This window comes from Porphyromonas sp. COT-108 OH2963, from assembly GCF_000768895.1.
Taxonomy (GTDB): domain Bacteria; phylum Bacteroidota; class Bacteroidia; order Bacteroidales; family Porphyromonadaceae; genus Porphyromonas_A; species Porphyromonas_A canoris.
On record NZ_JRAP01000008.1, the window covers coordinates 266007 to 287474 of the forward strand.

Consider the following 21468-nt stretch of genomic DNA (forward strand, 5'->3'; position numbering starts at 1 on the left):
AATAAAATGAGAACAACCCGACTTCTCGGAGGAAAGCTTTGTGCTCTACTCTGCCTCTTTTTACTTGGCGCAGCCACCCTTAACGCACAGACATCACTCCTTTGGCCTATCAAAAATAAAGCCGCAGGGATTGATATTCTTTTTAAGCCACAGGATAAAATAGGTGAAGAACTCAATACCGAGCATATCTTCATCTCCACAACCGAAAGCACGGAGGTATTGGCTCCGGCGGATGGTATAGTTATCTCTGCCGGGGTATCTTACAATATATCTCTCTCTTACGTTTTATTTTTCACCTATGATGGCGATTTCGATAAGGCCATAGAGAAGAATAAGAAAGCTATCGAGGAAAAGTATGGATCCTCCCGGTATCTGACCGGAACGGTAACCATAAAACTTGCCAACGGAGATAAGATTAACCTTTCAGGCATAAAGCTCAAAAAACTATTTCGCACGGGAGAGAAGATCCGTCGTGGAGAGGTATTGGGAACAGCCCACTACTCCTACAAAAAGATCGCGACAAGCTCCGTCGGTTTATCTATATCTTCCTCAAAAGGCACACCAAGCGATCCGATGGCTCCTTTCGGGCTCAAGTCCACCTTCAGAGCTTCCACAATCGTGAAGCCTAAGGCTGTTCTGACCAAGGCAGAAGCAGAAGCAGACTACCGCAGACTTGCCGATGCCATAAAGGAGATATACCCATCTCTGACGGACTTGATGAGTATCGAAGAGTACGATACCTTTGTCTCATCCGAGATTGCCCGCCTGCCCGAAAAGATCAGCCGCAAAGAGTTTGGCAGGAGAATCGCTGCTTTCAACCGGAAGATACACGACTCTCATCTGTTCATAAGCACTCACACCCATACGAAAGTAGATCTCCCCATGCTTCCTGAAATATTCTATGGAAAGCTCGAAGGGAAAGTGATGGCAATAATGGCTACGGCAAAATATCGTTCATATATAGGCAAAGAGATTGTCAAAATCAATGGTCAGGCTATCGACAGCTTAGAACTTTATATCTCTCCGAGCCATCTTGTTTACGACGGACAGGTCGCTTCATATCTCGATAGAGTTTTGGCTCTAAACTATCCGGTTCTCCACCCTCAAGCCAACAAGAACAGCAAAAAGCCCGGTACTACTCTCACTTTTGCAGATGGGAAAGAGGTTACCGTTCCAATGTTCAAGCAGGGCAACAGCATCCCTTACGGCAGAGAGGCGGCAGGCTTCTTTAATATCTGGGGAGCCAACAGACACAAAACACAGTTCAAGTTGGAAGAGCTGAATGATACTACTGCCTACATAGGTCTTTCCACATTCGAGCTGAGCGAAGTAGAGACAGACGAAATCGTTGCCTTTATCCGTAAAATGAGAGATAAAGAGAAGCCCTGCATCATCTTCGACCTTCGCAACAATCCCGGAGGATCAATAGAGGTGTTATATGCCATTACAAGAGAAGTGATAAGGGACGACACTCCGCCAAGAAAGTCTTACAGTATGGTCAATGCGCACTTGTTCAAGACTCCTACCATGAACCTCATCCCGTCCGACAGCCTTTTCACCGGCTACCATCCCATTCCCGGCAAAAAAGGTTTATACCTTATGCCGAAAGAAGATCCGAATCCGTCGGACTCCACAAGAAGTATCTACAAGGGTCGTCTCTATGTTCTGACCGATGCAAAATCGGCTTCCGCTTCCACCGAGTTTGCGGGTAGAGTAAAATATAACAGGAGAGGCACCGTCATCGGACGAGAAACGGCTACCACCTATCACTGCTTCACGGCTGTGAAGTTTGCCAACATCGAGCTGGATCACAGTAAATTCACCTGCACGATACCGATGGTACGTTGTGTCTTTGACGAGACCGTGAATGATCGTTTCCCTAAAGGACGAGGAGTGATTCCGGATATAGAGATCCCCATTTCTCTTGCCGAAATGCACAGCCAAGACGACTATCTTCTTCGCCGGACATTGGAACAGATCCGAAAAGATCTGTGATCTCTTTACAACAATAGCAGCGGGTACGGCAGAGGGTCGCTCTGTCGTACCCGCTTTTTCTGTTTATCGGCTCTCTGCTCCGTATCTCTCCGCGGCAAGATGCCTTATGATTCTTTTTCCGAAGCGGTTCACAAACTACTGTAAACAGATTAAGAAGTTTGTATGAACCTTTTCACAGCTTCAAATCAAGGCTTGTTTTTTGGTTTTCAAGGCTTGGTTTGCAGATATCAAATCGTGATTTGCACACACCAAGCCTCGACTGCTACTTTTATATCTGTTTAGCGCAAGATATAAAGCCGTATAGAAGATGTTTTCTATCTGTTCAGAGAAAAAGTTTAAGTGTTACTTCCGCAACAGGATCAGATTTCTGCTCCGTAGGATTATGGAAGATGTGGTTGTAAGATGTTTTCAGGGAAACGGAGAAGCTGTTTTTCCGGCGGTAACCTGCAATCAAAGCACCGCTCAAACCCTTGCCATAAAGCATCGGAGTATAGTAGTGAAGAGGAGAGTTACTCTCCACACTTCTCACTGCCTGTAACCATGTGGGGGTATCATAATACTGGAGCGAGGCACGATAGTACCACTCCTCTCCGATGTTCCCCATCAGTTTGGCGGCAAGACTCCATCCATACTTCTTGTTTCCGGTATAAGAGCCGAAAAAGTAGGAAGAAAGATGATGCCCTTTTCCTATCTCCCGGTTCTCTCTGAATCTGAAAGAGAGCTTGCTCCCCGTATCTCTTTTGGCAAACTTCAAAGAAAGCATCGTCTCCGTTTCGGCAACGGCTTTCTCCATTCGCAGGATCACTTCCGAGCCTGCTTGCGATGGTCTCCGCTCCTCGTGCCTGATAGAGCGGTAAAAGTCAGTACTCAGACTTCCTCTCCACCCGCGGAAAAGCTCTCCGTTCCAAGCGATACGTATGCCCTGTTCATTCTTTTGGGAAGAGAAGTGTCCGTATGTGGAGGTGTGCAGCATCGCAAATCGCTCTCCCAAGTGACGGGCTACAAGAGAGAACATACCCCAATAGTCGTTTCTGTAAGTAAGTACCGCAACAGCCGCTTCACTGCCGTAAGCTCCCCGATGAGGCAGTACAACCTCCGCGAGAGCAGAGGCATTTGCCCCTCTCCATGCCATATCTATGGCGAAGCGAGTGGGGGATAACTCTTGCAGATAAGCAGCCGGAGGGTAGAGACGTCTGTTGTCGGAAAGCCCTGTAAATCTGTTGTTGAGAGCCTGAAAACCGGCATGGAAAAGTGGCGAAGGAGCAAACTTGAAATAACCTCCCAAGGTGAGCAAATGCACTTGGTCGGAAGAGAGACGCTGCTTACCATCTTTGTAGATGGTTCTGATGCGATCTTCTCCTGACCATAACGATACCTGCAAAGGTGTGTAGCCGAGATAAGGCGTAAAAGAGAATGGTGCGGAGGTGAGAGTGAGAGCCAATCCTCGCAGATAGTTCCACTCTTGGAATGAGTTGTGTGGCGATATTTCGGATTGGCGAGGCAGGGCAAGACGATACCCTGTCTCCTGTTTGGCATAAAAAGAGATACCCATGCCGTTCATCACACCAAGTGCAGTGTGCAGCCGGTAATCGCCTAAAATGAAGCGGCGAACGGGAGAAGAGGATGTCGGATGAGCGTTATAAGAGAGAAATATATTGTGATGCGTCCAGAGCCCTTGCTTGAAAGGAAGCCATTTTTCTCCGGCATCTCGTTCGGCATTCCAGCTCATCATCCACGCCTTTCCTCTATGGAGCGAAAGACGTTGCCGATGAGCATATCGGGGAATGGAGAGAGACTCAAAAAGTTCTACCCGAATACTCTGTTCCACCGGAGCAGTAAGCGTTTCAGTGGAAAAGAACGGCTCTAAAAGAGAGATATATTCGACCCTTGCTCCAGGTACATTTTTGAGATCGTAAATAGAGACAAAAGCACCATGCCGACTGCGATACTGCAAAAAGTTGCGTATAAAAAAGTCGTCAAAAAAGGGGATTCGGGCAAGCTCCTCGGAGGTAGCCGTGTTGAGATTAAGAGGAGTAGAGCGGAGCGTTTCAAGGTGTTGCACAAAGAGTTCGATCTCCTCATCGGTGTAGCTATACTCTCTGAGTCTTTCCAAAAGAAGCTCTCCCGCAACGGAAGATTGCCCATAGGTGGTGGCAAAGTATCCTAAGAGCAGCAGGAGAAACAGTATCGGTCTCACCCCGAAAAACCGTTTAGTGCGCTTCAAGCCAGTTTTTGCCCACACCTATATCCACCGTCAAAGGGATGGTTATCTCCGGATAGACCTGCTCCATCTCCTCTCGGACAATCTGCTTCACCCTGTCCAGCTCATCCTTAAAAACCGAAAAGTTCAGTTCGTCATGCACTTGAAGCATCATGGTGCTACGTATCCGCTCTCTCCGGAAACGCTCTGCAATCCGCACCATTGCAAGCTTAATGATGTCCGCTGCCGAGCCTTGTATGGGAGCGTTTATGGCATTACGCTCGGCAAAACCTCTCACAACGGAGTTGCCGGAATGGATATCCTTGAGGTATCTCCGTCTTCCCATGATGGTCTCGACATAGCCTTTCTCTGCGGCATTCTCTATGGACTTGTCCATGTATGCCTTTACCTGCGGGAAAGATGCGAAGTAACCGTCTATAATCTCTTTGGCTTCTTTGGGAGGGATACCGAGACGCTCGCTGAGACCAAAAGGAGTAATGCCGTATATGATACCGAAGTTTGCCGTTTTTGCCTTGCGTCTCATGTCGCTTGTAACCTCTTCCGTTGTGGTGTGGAACACTTTGGCAGCGGTAGCCGTATGGATATCCATACCATTCTTGAAAGCCTCTATCATGGCAGGATCCTGACTCAGATGCGCCATGAGACGCAACTCGATCTGCGAATAATCCGCAGAAAGGAATACAGAATCCGTATAGTTGGCAATGAATGCCCGGCGAATCTCTTTGCCATCATCGTCTCTGACGGGAATGTTTTGCAGGTTGGGATTGGTGCTGGAGAGCCTTCCCGTTGCCGTAACGGTCTGATTGAAGCTGGTGTGTATGCGCCCTGTCTTCGGGTTTATAAGCTCCGGCAACGCATCCACATAAGTGGAAAGAAGTTTTCTTATACCGCGATATTGCAAGATTTGTTCTATAATCGGATGCTTGCTCTTTAGCTTCTGCAAGGTCTCTTCACGCGTTTCATAGGCTCCGGTCTTCGTTTTTTTCGGTTTTTCCACCAAGCGAAGATGTTCAAAAAGAATGGCTCCCACCTCTTTGGGAGAGTTGATATTGAACGGAAGACCTGCCAGTTCGTGAATGCTTTTCTCTATATCGTACAGACGCTCTTCGAGACCTTTCTTTGCCTTGGACAGGGTCTCGGTAGAGATGGTAACCCCTTCCGCTTCCATATCGACCAGCACCATCGTGAGAGGCATCTCCAGATCGTAAAAGAGTTTTTTCAGTGCGGCATCTGCTTCTATCTTCTTTCGCAAGACATGATAAAGTCTTAACGCTACATCCGCATCTTCTGCAGCGTATTGCACCACCTTATCTACTTCTACATCCCTCATGGATAGCTGCTTTTTTCCTCGCTCTCCAATGAGTTCGGTTATAGGTTGGGGCTTATAGTTGAGATAGACGGATGAAAGATAATCCATACCATGACTCAGCTCCGGATCTATAAGATAGTGAGCGACCATGGTATCAAACTGTCTGCCGTGAGAGGTAATACCGTAACGACGAAGGATTCCGAGATCAAACTTTATGTTCTGCCCTATTTTAAGGATTTCAGGATCTTCAAACAGCGGACGGAATACTGCCAACTCTTTTTCTGCCTCCTCTTGATCTTCAGGCAGGGGCAGATAGTAGCCTTCTCCCTCTTTGCAGGCAAAAGATGCGCCTACAATCCCTGCGGATTGCGAGTCCAGTCCGTCCGTTTCGGTATCAAACGCAAAAAGTCCTGCCTTTCGGATCTCCTCCACAAGGGCTTTGCACTCCTCTTCGGAAGTGAGTCGGAGATACTTTCCTTTCATTCCGGGAGCAGCCGGATCTTCCGAAGGAGCCGGCTCTTCGGCTCTGTCGAAAAGGCTTCGCATCATCGGCATTCCGGATGAAGCAATATCTCCTCCGGATTCGGCAGGAGAAAGGGTGTCCATGAAACTTCTGAACTCCAGCTCCGAGAAGATTTCTCGCAAAGTCTCGACATCTTTCTCTTTTACCAGACACTCTTCCGCCACAACGTCTATGGGTACATTTTTATCTATGGTAACCAATGTTTTGGAAAGAGCAACCATATCTTTCCCGGCCTCCAACTTCTTCTTCAATGCTCCCTTTATCTCATCGAGATGTTCGTATATCTGCTCTATGCCTTCGGGATATTCGGCTAAAAGCTTTGCGGCAGACTTCTCTCCCACTCCGGCACAACCCGGAATGTTATCGCTGCTATCCCCCATAAGTGCCAGATAGTCTATCATTCGAGATGGTTCCGAAAAGCCATACTTCTCCTTGACATCGTTTGGAGAAAGTATCTCGAACCCTCCTCCCTGAATCGGTCTCATCAGATGAGAATAGTCCGTAACAAGCTGGGCATAGTCTTTATCGGGAGACACCAGAAAGACTCTATCCGGACGTGTTCCTTTCTCATGCTCCATGCGGTGTGCGATGGTACCAACAATGTCATCCGCTTCATAGCCCGGTTTTTCGTAGATCTTTACTCCGTAGGCTTGGACAATCTTTTTGATGTATGGGATGGCAAAGCGTATCGCTTCCGGCGATGCCTCACGGGTTGCTTTGTATTCCGGATAAATCTTGTGTCGGAACGTATCTTCCGAAGTGTCAAAAGCCACTGCTATGTAAGAAGCATCGGGGCGATTGAGAATTTCTCGAAAGCTAAGCAGGAAGCCGTAAATGGCTGACGTGTTCTGCTGCTTGCTGTTGATACGGGGTCTGGATATGAATGCGAAGTATGCCCTATATATAAGAGCATACGCATCCAAGAGATATAGATTTTGTTTTGACATATTCATCGGATAACGGAATACTAAAAATCAAGAGTAAAGAGAGAGATTTTTCATGAAGCCATTTATTCTATTTTTGCTGCTTCATCGCCTTTCTCTTCTCCACTTTTGCCACATATTTTGCTTTTTTCTTCTCTCCTTTCGGTGTGTCGGGGAATTGGAAGTTGAACTGTTCCGGAATATCTTGTCCGAGATCCGCCACCTTTCCTTCCTTGGATATGATCACCGAGTCGTACAACTCGTGTGAAGTGGTATACGAAGCATAGAAAAGCGAATCTTTGCCCACTCTGATGGTTTGATACAGAGGTATTCCGGAAGCTATCTTATCGTGTATCTCATCAAAGCCGTTACGATAAACTTTTTGAGAACAGACACTTATGACATAGACCGGAGTTGTAAGATCTCCTCCTTTCTTCTTGTTGATGATTCGAGAGTAAGCGTGGTCATGAGCTTGCAAAACGAGATCCGCTCCGTCGGTTTTATCTTCCAATATGGAGCGGAAACCATAACGCATGAACGGATTGAGACGTCCCTCTCTCACGCTGTATATGGCATGGTGAAACATCACAATGGCAAAACGATCTCCACGAGACACCAAAACCTCTTTGAGCCAACGGCGAGAAGAGAAAAACTGACTGTTCAACTCTATCCCCTGACTGTCTATACCTATAAATCTGAAGTTGGGATAGTCTATATAGTAGCTGCGTCCGATACTTCTATCCGGTCCGTTTTGAGGGAAATTGAACGCATAGGGCCAACGAGCATCTATCGCTTTGAAGATCCCTTTGTTGTATTCATGATTTCCGGGAACGGCGACCATCGGTTTATTGGAAGCAAAATCCGAGACAGAGTTGTACCAAATATCCCAATATTTTTGATGTCCGCGCTCTATGGCATCCCCACCAAAGCACCAGAGCGAAACAGTTGGTACTTTCTTGGAAATAGAGTCGAAAATCTCTTTTGCCCAGCCTTCATGTTTTTCCTGAATATCACCGATGTAGATGAGTGTATCCTCTAAAGCATCTATCGAGCGTATCTCAAAGCTATCTCTGAAAACATCTCCGCTGCCGGCTATCTCGTAGAGATACTTTCCTGTATCAAGGTCTTTCCATGACACGCTATACATTGCGGTAGAGCCTCCACGGGTATCCACCACACGAGAGACCGGCTTTTCCGTCCGGAACGGAAGAGTATCGGTGGGGATGCGATAGAGTAAAACCTCGAATTCTTTCGGGTTCCCCTCTCCATCTACAGCCGTTATCCAAGAGATGGTACGCTCTTCCACACCATCTTCTCCCGGTGTCAGCGTAACACGTTGGATCTTTTCGGAGAGTGTGAAAGGCTCTTCGGGAGGAGAGACAAACCACGCACGCCAACGAGACTTAGCCCAAATACCAAGTCCTAAAATAATGACAAGAAGAATGATGTAACGTACCTTTCTTGCACGAGGAGAGCGTTGTTTACTCCTTTTCACTCTGTTTCTTTTCATATTTATATCGTTTATCAAAGATGATCCACCAGTTTTTTCAATATGTTTCCTCCCTTTGTTTCATCTCGCCACAGGCTTTTATCGTAGCAGAGCTTCCATATTTCGATGGTACTCAATACGAAGATGATGCAGAGAGGTATCAGTAGCAATCTGTCGTACAAAAGCAGATACGGCAAAGCAAATCTCAGGATGTAGGAGAGCATGAACAGTATGAAGAGAAAGACCTTGATACCGCTTCGATGTGCGGAGAAAAGCGTCCAGACCATAACTCCGACAGCAGGCATAATGAGAGACGATACCGTATTTCCCGTATTGAAAAGCGACAAAAACATCAGGATGGAGCCGAGAAAAAGCTCCGGCATACGGGAATACGCCCTCATGTGGCGAGTCTTGAGAATCGGCAACAAGAGCATGTGCATTGCGGTGATAAAAAAGAAACGATCCCGATAGCTCTCTCCAAAAAACGGTTGTACGAGTTCACGTTGCAGCCCCAACCACGAAAGGTTCAAGGTATCATCCTGAAGATTGATCTTGTTTTTCTGCTCCCAAAGAGCATACCATTCTGTATAGGTCTCTGTCATACCCTGAATACCTCCGCAGATGATCAGCTGGGAAATAAGGAAAAGAGCGCCACACAGGAGCGTGTACAGCAGAAAACTCTTTTTCCGGGAAGAGAAAAAGAAATAGACCAGACCGGATAATCCGATCAGATTGACTCCACCACTCAACCAGATGAATAGAGGTGCAATGCCATCTTTCCCTCTTTTCACACCGGTGTAAACCAAAAGAAGAGAAGCCACCGTCAGGATATTGATATCGCTTCTCAAGTATGCCGCAGGCAGAAAGATAGCAGCAGTACCAAAGATAAGCAGCCTCCGTTTCGGTTCAAACGGAAGCATCACGATGGCTATCAGCAGTAAAACAGCAGAAAGCAAAGGCAACCACTCCCCAAACAGAGCATGGAGCTGATGGTAGAGAGGTGCATAATATGGTGTTTGATCAAAGCCCATTGCAGAGAAGAATAACATCAGTACTATAAAGAATTGAGATACCCGGCTCTTATAAGCTCCTCTCGCTGATCCTTCAACCAGTTATAGCTTATCGTGAGTTTCTCTAAATCTCGTCCTTCCGGTGCGTACTCGCGGTTTTGGTGTACCCCTTTAGTGTCTATGCAAGACGGCAATGCCATAAAAACATTCGGGAACAGAGGGTGTTCGCTAAGTCGTGAAGCAGGAATCGTGAAAGGTTTCTGCCCTTCCAACGTTGCCTTGAACATCTCCAACATAAGCAGGGCAGGACTTTCAAAAGCCATATATCCACGATGACGGATAATGAATCGTCCTCCTCGAACAACAATATCTTCCACACTCTCAAAGTCTTCATACGAAAAACCCTTACCCTCTCCGACAAGCTGAGACAAAGGTATACCGTGCACACGGCTACCCTCGAAAGCCACCACCATTTTATCGTCATGGCTTCCCAGTGTATAGACTTCTCCGGTCTCTTCAAGCGGAATATGCAACGCTCTGCTCAGATGTTTCCGATAGCGAGTGGTATCCAATGCCGAGAGCGAACACACTTTTTCGGGAGCAAGACCGGTCTGCTGTTGCAGAACCAAACCCATGGCATCTGCCGGATTGGAGACACAGACCAACAGCTTTGCGCTTTGGATATACGGAGCAAAAGCAGTGGCAAGCCGGGCTGTAAGCTCTCCATTGGAGAGAAGAAGCTCTTCACGTGTTGTCTCTTTCCGAAAAGGAACACTCACCGTATATGCCACAAATGCAACCGGAGGCAGAGTTGTCAGCTGTTCCGGTTCTGTTATGATATCTACCTGAATAGGATAGACGCCACATTCGTAAAGCTCTTCCCGCATTCCCAACAGCTTTTTCTCATCCCGTCCGAAGAGAATCAGGTGAGAAGAAAAACGCATTGCCACCGACATAAAAGCCAGTGCACTTCCGATGTGTCCGGTAGCTCCGATGATCAGGAAAGGGGCAGAGGTAAGGAATCTGTTCATTTACTCTTTTGTCTTTTCTTATACACACAAAGATACGTTTTTTGTAGAAGCAGAAAAGCAGAAGAAAACTTGCACGTTGGGAAAATTATCACTAATTTGGCGACAAGTCAACAGAGACAATTATGAGTACATAATCGTCTTTAGTCATAAACTCTATAAAGAACCACTCTTAATTATGTCGAGAACTTTTACATTCAACGAACTGAGAAGACTAAAAGATATGTTGCCTGACGGCACTATTCAACGTATAGCGGATGAGTTGGGATTAAAGCCTGAAACAGTCCGCAACTATTTTGGAGGAGCTAACTTCAGAGAAGGAAGAAGCACCGGTATACACATCGAGCCGGGTCCTGATGGAGGAATCGTTAAACTGGATGACACCACTATCTTGGACTATGCGCTCAAAATAATGAGAGAAGAGAGAGGAGACAACTTCGACTTCTTTCCCCGTGGCGTAGAGGAATAAATCTGTTTTTATAACGATAGATAAGACCCTTGTCTCACGATCAAGGCTCACACATATTTGTATGAGAAAGATCGTGAGCGTAGGGTCTTTTTTGAACAATCCAGATTGGGATCAATCCTACTAACCATTTTATTACCATGAGAACGAATTACTATTGTCAGAAATTAAGTATCGTGCCTCTGTTTTGGGGCTTTCTACTACTAATCTTTATCGGCTTGTCCGGCTGTAAGAGCCCGTCTGCCGTAAAACCTAATACCAATACAGATAAAATGAACAAGTATAAGAAGCTGACTCCGGAAGAGGAGGCGGTGATCGTGGGAAAGGGAACGGAAACTCCTTTCACCGGCAAACTGCTGGATGAGAAACGCTCCGGAACGTATGTCTGCAAGCGATGCGGCGCTGCGCTGTACCGCTCGGAAGACAAGTTTGATAGCGGTTGCGGTTGGCCGTCATTCGATGATGAGATCGAAGGGGCAGTACGAAGAGTGCCCGATGCCGACGGATACAGAGTGGAGATCATCTGCGCCAACTGCCATGCCCATCTGGGTCATGTATTCGAGGGAGAGGGCTTCACGTCGAAAGATACCCGCCATTGCGTCAACTCTATATCCATGGAGTTCATCCCCGATTCGGCTAAAGAGCTTCGCCGTGCCTACTTTGCCTCCGGATGTTTTTGGGGAACAGAGTACTTTTTCAGCAAGAAAGAGGGCGTGAAGCGGACAGCTGTCGGATTTATGGGAGGCACTTTGGAGCATCCCTCATACGAGGATGTCTGCACCGGCACTACCGGACACTTGGAGTGCGTGGAGGTAGAATACGATCCTACAAAAGTGTCTTACGAGGAGCTTGTACGGCTGTTTTTCGAGACGCACGACTTTACGCAGCCCGACGGACAAGGTCCCGATATAGGCTCTCAATACCTTTCCGCCATATTCTGTTCGGACAAAGCAGAAGAGGAGACAGGCAAGAAGTATCTGGAGATCCTGAAAGAGAAAGGGTACAAACCGGCTACAACGCTCCGGAAAGCAAGCAAATTCTGGAAAGCAGAGGAGTATCACCAAGGCTATTACGATAGAAAAGGCACCACTCCATACTGTCACGGCTATAAGAAGATCTTTTAGTCCGCTACGAAGAAAAATAACGAAAAGAGAGGCAGAACCGCCACATGGTTCTGTCTCTCTTTTATTTTATCCTTCGCTCTTCCCCATACAATCCGCAGGGAAATATATAAGGCATTTCGGTGGGAGCTTTTATATAAAAACAGAGTCCTAATGGGGGTCGGGCAGAACCCCGTCCGGAAGATAAGGTTGAGTAGCCGAAAGGGACCAACCAACAATAACAATCTCACAAACAACAAGATACAAGAAATCGCGAATTTGCACTCAGCACTCCTCTCGATCGCTTTCAGGGCTCATTTTCGCGTTAATAGGTGTAAATTTTAACACCCTCGCCTGTAAACATTTCCTAATAAAGAAATCTGACTTTTCAGGGGTATTTTAGGGCAAAAACGCGTAGTCTGCTGATTATTAACATTTTAATGATTTTGGCTAAACACGTTAATCGAATCCGGTAAACGTGTTTACTGAAATCGGTAAACGTGTTTACTGAAAAATTAAACACGTTAAGCCGAAAGAATATGCTAGTTTAGCATTTTGGCTTAACAGGTATCGGAATTTGTGTTAATAAAACAGCCCAAATTTAACAATTCGTTCACGCTCTGAAAACGACCCATTCGATCAAAATAGAGAGCCGAAAAAAGAGAACATTTTTCGAGATGGAATATATAAAAACGAAGGGCTGAAAATTGCGTTCGATAAGATATTTTAGCAAGGAATTACACCTTAAAATGAAACGGAGGAGATTGAAAAAGAAAATGTATCCCCTTGTTACAAGAAATGGTTATCTTTGTAGGTTGAGATTCGTATGCGATCTCACAAAGATTTCGAGAACAACTAAAAACAAGATAAACAGTAGACATGGCAAAACAAGAAGAGGTATTCAAGAAACTCATATCGCACTGCAAAGAGTACGCATTCGTCTTCCCCTCGTCCGAGATATATGACGGACTGGGCGCGGTGTACGACTACGCTCAAAACGGGGTCGAGCTAAAGAACAACATCAAAAGATATTGGTGGGAAAGCATGACCCTGCTTCACGACAACGTCGTAGGGATAGACTCTGCCATCTTTATGCACCCGGAGATCTGGAAAGCCTCCGGTCACGTGGATGCGTTCAACGATCCTCTCATAGACAATAAAGACTCGAAGAAGAGATACAGAGCGGATGTGCTTATCGAAGATCACCTTGCCAAGATAGACGATAAGATTGCAAAAGAGGTCGAAAAAGCGGCAAAACGCTTCGGCGACAGCTTTGACGAGGAGATGTACAAGCAGACCAATCCTCGTGTGATGGGATACATAGAGCAGCGCAATGCGATACACGAACGCTTCTCTACCTATCTGAACGACTCCGACTACGAGGCTCTTCGTAACCTTATACTGGAGCTGGACATCGTCTGCCCCATATCCGGGACCAAAAACTGGACGGAAATACGCCAGTTCAACCTCATGTTTGCCACCGAAATGGGCTCTACGGCAGACAGCTCATTCAAGGTTTATCTGCGCCCGGAAACAGCTCAGGGTATCTTCGTGAACTATCTCAGCGTGCAAAAGACCGGACGGATGAAGATTCCTTTCGGGATAGCACAGATCGGTAAGGCGTTCCGCAACGAGATCGTAGCACGTCAGTTCATCTTCCGCATGAGGGAATTCGAGCAGATGGAAATGCAGTTCTTCGTTCGTCCCGGCACGGAACTGGAGTGGTATGAAAAGTGGAAAGATATCCGAATGAAGTGGCATCAGGCTTTAGGATTCGGTGCAGAAAATTATCGTTTCCACGATCACGAAAAGCTGGCACACTATGCCAACGCCGCTTCGGACATCGAGTTTAAGATGCCGTTCGGGTTTAAGGAGGTGGAGGGTATCCATTCCCGTACCGACTTCGACCTTTCTCGCCACGAGGAGTTCAGCAAGAAGAAGCTGCGCTACTTCGATCCGGAGCTGAACGACAGCTATATCCCCTACGTTGTGGAGACCTCCATCGGTGTGGATAGAATGTTTTTGAGCATCCTTGCAGCCTCTTATGCGGAAGAGGATTGCGGAGAGGGAGACACAAGAGTGGTGCTTCGCCTGCCGGCTGCACTGGCTCCGGTGAAGCTCGCAGTGCTTCCTTTGGTACGCAAGGACGGCTTACCCGAAAAGGCGCAAGAGGTGATGGAGATGCTCAAGTACGACTTCGCCTGCCGATACGATGAGAAAGACTCCATCGGCAAACGCTACCGTCGCCAGGATGCAATAGGTACTCCGTTCTGCATCACACTCGATCATCAGAGCCTGGAAGACAATACCGTAACCATTCGTTACAGAGACGATATGACGCAGGAACGTGTTGCAATAGAACGACTTCACGGCATCATCGCGGAAAAAGTAAGCATGAAGAGCCTGCTCAAAAAACTTAAATAATAAACCTAACGCTTATGACAAAGAAGATATACAGCCTGTTGCTGGTTGCTCTGATCTCTTTCCTCTCCGTGGGTTGTGAGACTTCCACCACTCAAGAGATACAGACAGAGAACCAAAAGAAGAGCGAAGCGTATGTGGAGAAGATCTCTAAAGATCCTTCTTACCATGCCATTCCTTTCCCGTTTGCGGTATATCCCGTTTACTACAAGCAGCGCATGGCGCCGAAGATAAAGGATAAGAAGCCGAAACAAAACAGCAAAGTGAGCATCCGATACGTGGGCAAGCTGGTGGATGGTACCATATTCGACAATGCCAGCTACGTCGAGGATGTGATGAATACGGATCCGAACTACGTGCCTAAGCAGAAACCGATAGCAATGGAAATCATGGCTGTCCGCCCCAATATGCAGGTACAAGGTAGCGTCATCATGGGTATGCAGGTGGCTTTACAGTATATGTCTATCGGAGAGAAGGGTACGGTCGTGATCCCTTGGCAGCTCGCTTATGGGGACAGAGCCGTTTCGGAAATTCCTGCCCGCTCTGCCCTTATCTTCGATTTGGAGTTGGTAGATATTCTTCGAGAGTAAACCGATATGCAAAAGCGTCCTTGTATTCTTATCTCCAACGATGACGGCGTCTTCGCCAAGGGGTTAATGGAGTTGATCATCGCCCTGAAAGATCTTGGAGACATTGTGGTTGTGGCTCCCGATGGGCCTCGCAGCGGTTATTCGAGCGCAATAACCTCTTCCGTTCCTATCCATTACTCCTGCGTCCGAAGAGATCCCGGGATCACGATATATAGTTGTAGCGGAACGCCTGCAGACTGTGTCAAGCTGGCTCTAAACGTCATCCTGCCCGAAAGACCCGATATGGTGGTCGCCGGTATAAATCATGGGGGCAATCAGAGTATATGTGTAAACTATTCCGGTACACTTGGAGCAGCGATAGAGGGAACGATATTCGACATCCCCTCTTTTGCCGTATCTCTCATAGAGGGAACGCAGGACTCCGACTATCTTCAAAGCTGTCGCTATGCTCGTGCAGTGGCTCGCCGTCTTCTCAAAGACGGGTTGCCAAAAGGGACTTATCTCAATCTGAATGTCCCTAATGTACCCATAGTGAGAGGGATGAGGCTGTGCAGCCAGGCAGACGGGAAGTTTTATGACGAGTACGTCAAGCAGACCACTCCGATGGGCAAAGAGGTCTATTGGATGGCAGGAGCGTTGATGAGTCATGAGCCGCACAATCTCGGCTGCGATCTTTCCGTAGCTGAAAAAGGCTTTGCAACACTTGTTCCCTGCAAGATAGACGTTACAGACTACGAAGCGATGAGGGAACTCAAACACTGGGAGATCTAAAGAGCGCACAGAGATCCGAGATGAAGTATTTTATAATAGCCGGAGAAGCCAGCGGAGATACACATGCGGCAGATCTGGTAAGAGCCATAAAAAAGGGAGACGGCAACGCTTCCTTTGCATTCGTAGGCGGAGAAGCTCTCTCGGAAGCTACGGGAGAAGCCCCAATAGTACACTACTCCGGTATGGCATTCATGGGTGTATGGGAGGTGCTGAAACACTTGGGTACGATAAGGAAGTATGCAAAAAAGGTTCAGCAGGCACTGCTGGAGTTTTCGCCTGATGTTGTGATACCGGTGGACTATCCGGGATTCAACTTTCGTTACATCCTCCCATTTGTAAAGGAACAACTCCCCTCTGCAAGGCTCTACTATTATATCTCTCCGAAGGTGTGGGCATGGAAGAAGAAACGTATTGCCAAGCTGCGCACCCAAACGGACAAAGTCCTTTGCATCCTGCCTTTTGAGGTAGATTTCTTTAAGAAACACGACCTGCACCAGGCTGTATATGTGGGAAATCCGACCCTCGCCGGCGTAAAGCGTTTTCTACAAGAGAAACCGCACCTTAACGGGAAAAACATCCATCCCGAAGAGCGTGATACGATAAACAGGAAGCCTGTCTGCGCAATCTTGTGCGGTAGCAGGACAGCAGAGATACGTGCCAACCTGCCGGTAATGATACGTGCGGCAGAAGAGGTGGAGGGCGGATGCCATATTATTATAGCCGGAGCACCCGGACAAAAAGAGGATCTGTACGCTTCTATTCCCGAAGCAAAAGGGTATCCTATCTTGTTTGGACACACTTTCGATATTCTCTCCCGCTCTCATGTCGCCATGGTTACCTCCGGCACGGCAACACTTGAAACCTGTCTGCTTGGCACGCCTCAGGTGGTCTGTTATGCGCATGGAGCAGGCTATCTTGCCAACTTCGTATTCAAAAGATTCTTTTCGGTTCCCTTTATCTCACTCGTAAATCTTATAGCGGATCGCCCTGTGGTACAAGAACTTTTCGGAGGAAAGTTCACGACAAAGAGGGTTAAAGAGGAGATCGAAAAGATATTGAAAAACAAGAACTATATGCACGCCATGCTGACCGGATACGAAAACGTGTCCGAAAAATTAGGCGAGAGCGATGCCTCCGAAAGAGCTGCAGAAGAGATTTGCAAAAGAGACTGAGTGAAGAATAAATTGAAAAAATATTGCTCAAACGCTTGCGAGATTAAAATATCCTCTCTATCTTTGCACTCACGAAAGAAGAACATCTGAGTGCGATTCTAAAATGCGGCTGTGGTGTAATTGGTAGCCACGCTAGACTTAGGATCTAGTGTCGAGAGACGTGGGGGTTCGAGTCCCTTCAGCCGCACAAAAGGTGAAAATGAAAGCCTGTAAAAGCAATGCTTTTGCAGGCTTTTTGTTTGATAGTTCGCCTATCTTCGTTATCTTTGTTTTCTGTAACGACCTATCTTAAAGTAAAAAGAGAGGTTGTGTGTAGTTCAAAAGGACAGAATAGTCGGCAAGACTGCACTAACATATAGGACTTGAAATCTAAATAATCACACTAATAAAGCGTATGGATAAGTTATCTACGACCTTTGCAGGACTTCAATTATCTTCCCCCATTATAGTCTCCAGCTCCGGACTTACCTCTAAAAGTCATAATCTGCTTCGCTACGAACAAGCAGGAGCAGGTGCTCTGGTACTAAAGTCTCTCTTTGAAGAGCAGATAGATAGCGATATAAAACACTTGTATGGAGGAGCAGACTCTCCGGAAGCCATGGACTATCTTATGGCTTATGTCAGAGATAACGCCCTGGAAAACCATCTGACTCTACTTCGAGAAGCCAAGCAGGTGCTTTCCATTCCGGTCATCGCAAGCATCAACTGCTTCAAAAAAGACTCCTGGATCTCTTTTGCCAAAGAGATCGAAGCTGCCGGAGCAGATGCCATAGAGCTAAACTACATGAGCATAGATACCTCTTTCTCTTCTCCTTACGGTGCTATGGAGACAGAGTGTATAGAGATGGTAGATGCACTATGCAAGCAGACCAAACTTCCTGTAATCGTAAAACTGCCGAAGTACTTCTCCAACATTGTTCGTCTTGTACACGACCTTAAAAAGGTTGGAGCCGCCGGCGTTGTTCTCTTTAATCGCAGCTATGCGATGGATATAGAGGTCGAAAGCATGAGAGTAAAGTCAGGAAACATCTTCACTCGTCCTGAAGATATAGAAGATCCTCTGCGTTACACGGCATTGGTACACGGCGCCATACCGGACATGGATGTAGCTCTCTCTTCCGGAGCACACGATACTCAAGGTGTCCTTAAAGGTCTTCTTGCCGGTGCTTCTGCGGTACAGATGTGTAGCAGTATCTACAGAGATGGAGAGGGATTGATCACTCATGTACTGGGTGAACTGATACGATGGATGGATAGACACAAATACTATAACATCAAAGAGTTTATGGGACATCTTTCCGCTAAGGATGATGAGTTGTCTGCAATGTATCTTCGTACACAGTTCATGAAGTACTACTCTAATCATAAACCGAACTAATCGGGTTCGGACACCTCATTGATCTTTATGATAGATCCTTTTGAGAATATCATAGGGCAGGAGAAGAGTGTCGCCTATTTGAAGCAAAATATTGCTTCCGGCACTCTTCCTCATGCCCTTCTTTTTTATGACAAGGATGGAGGAGAAGGACTGCCTCTCGCTCTTGCCACCGCAAAGGTTTTGCTTGCACGTGGACGAAGCGAAGAAGAAAAAAGCACAATTTACGAGAGAGTAGACACTCTTTCTCATCCCGACCTACTACCGCTCTACCCTATCGTAAAAAAGGAAAAACTTGAAACCTCCGAAGATTATCTTCCTCTCTTCCGAGAACAACTCTCAAAGGAGCCACGCATAACCTATAAAGAGTGGGGCGATGCCCTTTCTCTGCAAAACACCCAGCTGTCCATATCTGTGAAAGAGGCAGAGTATCTCGAAGAGAAACTATCCTACCGTCCTTATGAAGCAGACTATCGGATAGTCCTCTGCTGGCTTCCGGAGAAGATGAATGTCTCGTGCGCCAACAAACTTCTAAAACTATTGGAAGAACCTCCCAAGGGAGTGCAGTTTCTCTTTGTTACAACAGCTCCCGAGCTGCTCTTATCCACCATCATCAGCAGAGTGCAGCGCATTCCGGTGCATCCCATTATGCCCGAAATGATGTCTCAATGGCTTGTGAAAAACTATGACATTACCGAAGAAACGGGAAAGCGTATAGCTCACCTCTCATCCGGTAGTATGGTCTTGGCTAAAATGCTTTTGGAAAGTGGAGAAAAGACAACGGAAGAGGCTCTTAGAGCTTACAAGATACTTACCCTATCCATGCGAGGAAATGCCAAAGAGATGAAGCAGGAAAGCGAAGAGCTGCATACGGAAAGTAGAGAATATCTCACGGCTCTCTGCAAAGAGTTGGCAGATGCCGTGCGAGAAGCATTTATATGCGGCTTAACTTCTACCAAACAAGATCAGGAGGCTCTCCTATATTCCCGAAAAGATAATATTAGGATAGTACGCCAGCTCTCCTCTGTGATTTCGGAAAGAAATGTGGAACAGATTTCCGATGCCATAGATACGGCACGAAAAGAGCTGATGCAGAATGTCAGTGCAAAGATGATTTTCTTTGATTTGATGCTACAACTATTCAAATCTTTCTCCTCAAGAGCATGAGACAGACAGCTTCTTACCAAAAAGATATTCTGGGAGAAAAGTTTGAACAGCTCCAAACAACTCAACCGGAAGACTATGAAGGCAAAGTCGTCTGCACTTTAGTCCGAAAAAAAACAAACGCCCTCTCTCAAAAAGCCGTGCTGTATATCCATGGCTTCAACGACTATTTCTTCCAAACCGAGATGGCAGAGCGATTTTGCTCTAAGGGATACCATTTTTATGCGATAGACCTCCGAAAATATGGTCGTTCTTGGATGCCTCACCAGCTATTCAATAATGTTCGCGATCTTAAGGAGTACGATGAAGATATGCAGTGGGCATTGGAGCAGATCCGAAGCGAGGGCAATAAAAAAGTGCTATTGTGCGGGCACTCCACAGGAGGGCTGCTTATAACCTATTACGCTCTTCGCCATCCGGATAGTGATCTGTTTCATGCTCTATTCTGCAACAGCCCGTTTTATGGCTTTCAGATAAGTGCTTTGGCTCAAAAAGTACTACCGGTGGTCAGTAAGATCGGCAACAGATATCCGGAGCTACCATTACCCGTTGTTCCCTTTACCGACTTTTATGGAAAAGCTCTACACATATCGGAGCATGGAGAGTGGAAATATGATCTCAGACTTAAGCCTCACGTTCCAAGTGATACCAAGCTGGCTTTTGTATCAGCAGTAGAAAAGGCGCATCGCTATCTGGATAAACATACGGAGATAAAAGTCCCTATGCTGGTAATGTGTTCGGATAAATCTTTCACTCCGGTACAATGGGATAGTCGAATAATGACCTCCGATATTATCCTGAATGTAGAACACATTCGGGCTTACACCAAGCGACTAAGCGGAGACATCACTTTCTCCCCCATTGCTAATGCCATACATGACTTGGTATTGTCTCCAAAAGAGGTCAGAGAGGAGGTATACCAAAAGCTCTTCAAATGGTGCGAGCGTGTAATGCCAATATGAAAACCCGGAGCCTTCAAACTCTCTTTACAAGATAGAAAAGGTGTCTCTTCAAACTCTTTCGAGTTCTAAGGGACACCTTTTTCTATATCAACAATCAGTACATCTACCTGTTATTGCACTTCGAAGAAGTAAGTAATATTGGAGTAAAGTCCTTTGGCTCCATCCTTTGCAGCAGACTCTTCCGGGGTATAAGTCTTACGTATCACCTCGTTGAGCAGATATCGTCCTTTCCACAAAGGCAACATCTCAAGCATGCCTTCGTTAAGTCTATAATAGTTTTTCCTCCAACCATTGTCTGCCAAGATATTCAGAGCAATTCTTTTGGGTACTTCATTATTCTTGAAAATAGGGAACTTGATGACTTGAGAGCCATTCAGTTCAGAACGTGTAGGAGGAAGAAGAGAGAGCCCATTCTCGAAAGGACTCCTCTCCATAGGTGATGCTTTAGGGCTTCCTACCTTGATCCAGAAAACAGAGAGATAGTGCAGCTCCGATCCTTGCCACTTTGTAGGAGAGAAACAGTCGTAGTGTACTCTGTACCAACCCTCTTCAGTAGGAGTGAAAGATGCGGAATAGCAGATTTCTTCCGCCTCTGCCTTCAGATCTATAACAGCTCCGGAAGGAGTAGTAACCTTAAACTCTCCGCTCCACAGTCCCTTCAACCAATCCTTTGTCGGGGTTTTATCACTCATGGAGAACTCTCCGAAGAAAAGCTCTACCTTGTGCGCTTCTCCGACAACTCCTGTCGTTTTGGACTCCAACCACATGGTGTGTGCACTTGCTACCGGAGCAATAATAAATAGAAGAAGAGGAAGAAAAATCCTGCTTAAATGTTTGTTCATAATGTTGTCTGTTGTTTGTTCTTATGTTTTTGGTAATATTTCCGTTTTATCTGTGCAAATATCATCAATAGTAAAGAGTATCCCAATACCAATCTATGGGTAATTTT

Annotated in this window: 16 protein-coding genes and 1 tRNA gene; 11 read left to right on the plus strand and 6 right to left on the minus strand. The window is 46.4% G+C overall.

The annotated features are described in order from the left end of the window. Positions 1-6: 6 nt before the first annotated feature. Positions 7-1995: a S41 family peptidase gene (locus HQ39_RS04820; protein WP_036864183.1), complete on the plus strand. Its 1989-nt coding sequence runs from the start codon at positions 7-9 to the stop codon at positions 1993-1995. A gap of 322 nt (positions 1996-2317) precedes the next feature. Here the strand turns inward: HQ39_RS04820 and HQ39_RS04825 are convergent, their stop codons facing one another. From HQ39_RS04825 to HQ39_RS04845, 5 genes are all read right to left on the minus strand, one after another. Then, positions 2318-4192 (minus strand): ComEA family DNA-binding protein, encoded by a 1875-nt coding sequence (locus HQ39_RS04825; RefSeq protein WP_036864186.1) that lies wholly within the window; start codon positions 4190-4192, stop codon positions 2318-2320. 13 nt (positions 4193-4205) lie between these two features. Beyond that, the gene (gene polA, locus HQ39_RS04830; protein WP_036864189.1) at positions 4206-6995 is read right to left on the minus strand and encodes a DNA polymerase I; all 2790 of its coding nucleotides are present in this window, start codon (positions 6993-6995) and stop codon (positions 4206-4208) included. Between the two features lie 67 nt (positions 6996-7062). Beyond that, positions 7063-8481, minus strand: a complete 1419-nt coding sequence (locus HQ39_RS04835; protein WP_052079450.1) for a metallophosphoesterase family protein — start codon at positions 8479-8481, stop codon at positions 7063-7065. A 14-nt stretch (positions 8482-8495) separates the two neighbouring features. Next, positions 8496-9491: a glycosyltransferase 87 family protein gene (locus HQ39_RS04840; RefSeq protein WP_160216110.1), complete on the minus strand. Its 996-nt coding sequence runs from the start codon at positions 9489-9491 to the stop codon at positions 8496-8498. Between the two features lie 23 nt (positions 9492-9514). Further along, positions 9515-10501, minus strand: coding sequence for a lactate/malate family dehydrogenase (locus tag HQ39_RS04845; RefSeq protein WP_036864192.1), 987 nt, complete (start codon positions 10499-10501; stop codon positions 9515-9517). Between the two features lie 175 nt (positions 10502-10676). On the opposite strand from HQ39_RS04845, the gene HQ39_RS04850 reads away from it, so the two are divergent. The 10 genes from HQ39_RS04850 to HQ39_RS04895 all read left to right on the plus strand — a co-directional run bounded on the left by HQ39_RS04850 (position 10677) and on the right by HQ39_RS04895 (position 20519). Next, a complete protein-coding gene (locus tag HQ39_RS04850) occupies positions 10677-10967 on the plus strand; it encodes a hypothetical protein (RefSeq protein WP_052079486.1) in 291 nt (96 codons plus the stop codon). Between the two features lie 269 nt (positions 10968-11236). Beyond that, positions 11237-12088: a bifunctional methionine sulfoxide reductase B/A protein gene (locus tag HQ39_RS04855; RefSeq protein ID WP_036864195.1), complete on the plus strand. Its 852-nt coding sequence runs from the start codon at positions 11237-11239 to the stop codon at positions 12086-12088. A gap of 855 nt (positions 12089-12943) precedes the next feature. Continuing rightward, positions 12944-14488, plus strand: coding sequence for a glycine--tRNA ligase (locus HQ39_RS04860; RefSeq protein WP_036864198.1), 1545 nt, complete (start codon positions 12944-12946; stop codon positions 14486-14488). 14 nt (positions 14489-14502) lie between these two features. Further along, positions 14503-15075, plus strand: coding sequence for an FKBP-type peptidyl-prolyl cis-trans isomerase (locus HQ39_RS09205; protein WP_052079451.1), 573 nt, complete (start codon positions 14503-14505; stop codon positions 15073-15075). A 6-nt stretch (positions 15076-15081) separates the two neighbouring features. After that, positions 15082-15846, plus strand: a complete 765-nt coding sequence (gene surE / locus HQ39_RS04870) for a 5'/3'-nucleotidase SurE (RefSeq protein ID WP_036864201.1) — start codon at positions 15082-15084, stop codon at positions 15844-15846. 20 nt (positions 15847-15866) lie between these two features. Next, on the plus strand, positions 15867-17018 hold the full coding sequence (gene lpxB, locus HQ39_RS04875) for a lipid-A-disaccharide synthase (protein WP_036864203.1): 1152 nt from the start codon (positions 15867-15869) through the stop codon (positions 17016-17018). A 105-nt stretch (positions 17019-17123) separates the two neighbouring features. Next, a tRNA-Leu gene (locus HQ39_RS04880) sits at positions 17124-17205 on the plus strand. Positions 17206-17412: 207 nt separating this feature from the next. Next, on the plus strand, positions 17413-18396 hold the full coding sequence (locus HQ39_RS04885; protein WP_036864206.1) for a dihydroorotate dehydrogenase-like protein: 984 nt from the start codon (positions 17413-17415) through the stop codon (positions 18394-18396). A 27-nt stretch (positions 18397-18423) separates the two neighbouring features. After that, a complete protein-coding gene (locus HQ39_RS04890; protein ID WP_036864208.1) occupies positions 18424-19560 on the plus strand; it encodes an ATP-binding protein in 1137 nt (378 codons plus the stop codon). Continuing rightward, positions 19557-20519, plus strand: coding sequence for an alpha/beta hydrolase (locus tag HQ39_RS04895; protein WP_036864210.1), 963 nt, complete (start codon positions 19557-19559; stop codon positions 20517-20519). The genes HQ39_RS04890 and HQ39_RS04895 overlap by 4 nt, the downstream gene beginning before the upstream one ends. Before the next feature lie 110 nt (positions 20520-20629). Here HQ39_RS04895 and HQ39_RS04900 read toward each other — a convergent pair whose 3' ends face one another. Next, positions 20630-21361 (minus strand): hypothetical protein, encoded by a 732-nt coding sequence (locus tag HQ39_RS04900; protein ID WP_036864212.1) that lies wholly within the window; start codon positions 21359-21361, stop codon positions 20630-20632. Positions 21362-21468: the final 107 nt, after the last annotated feature.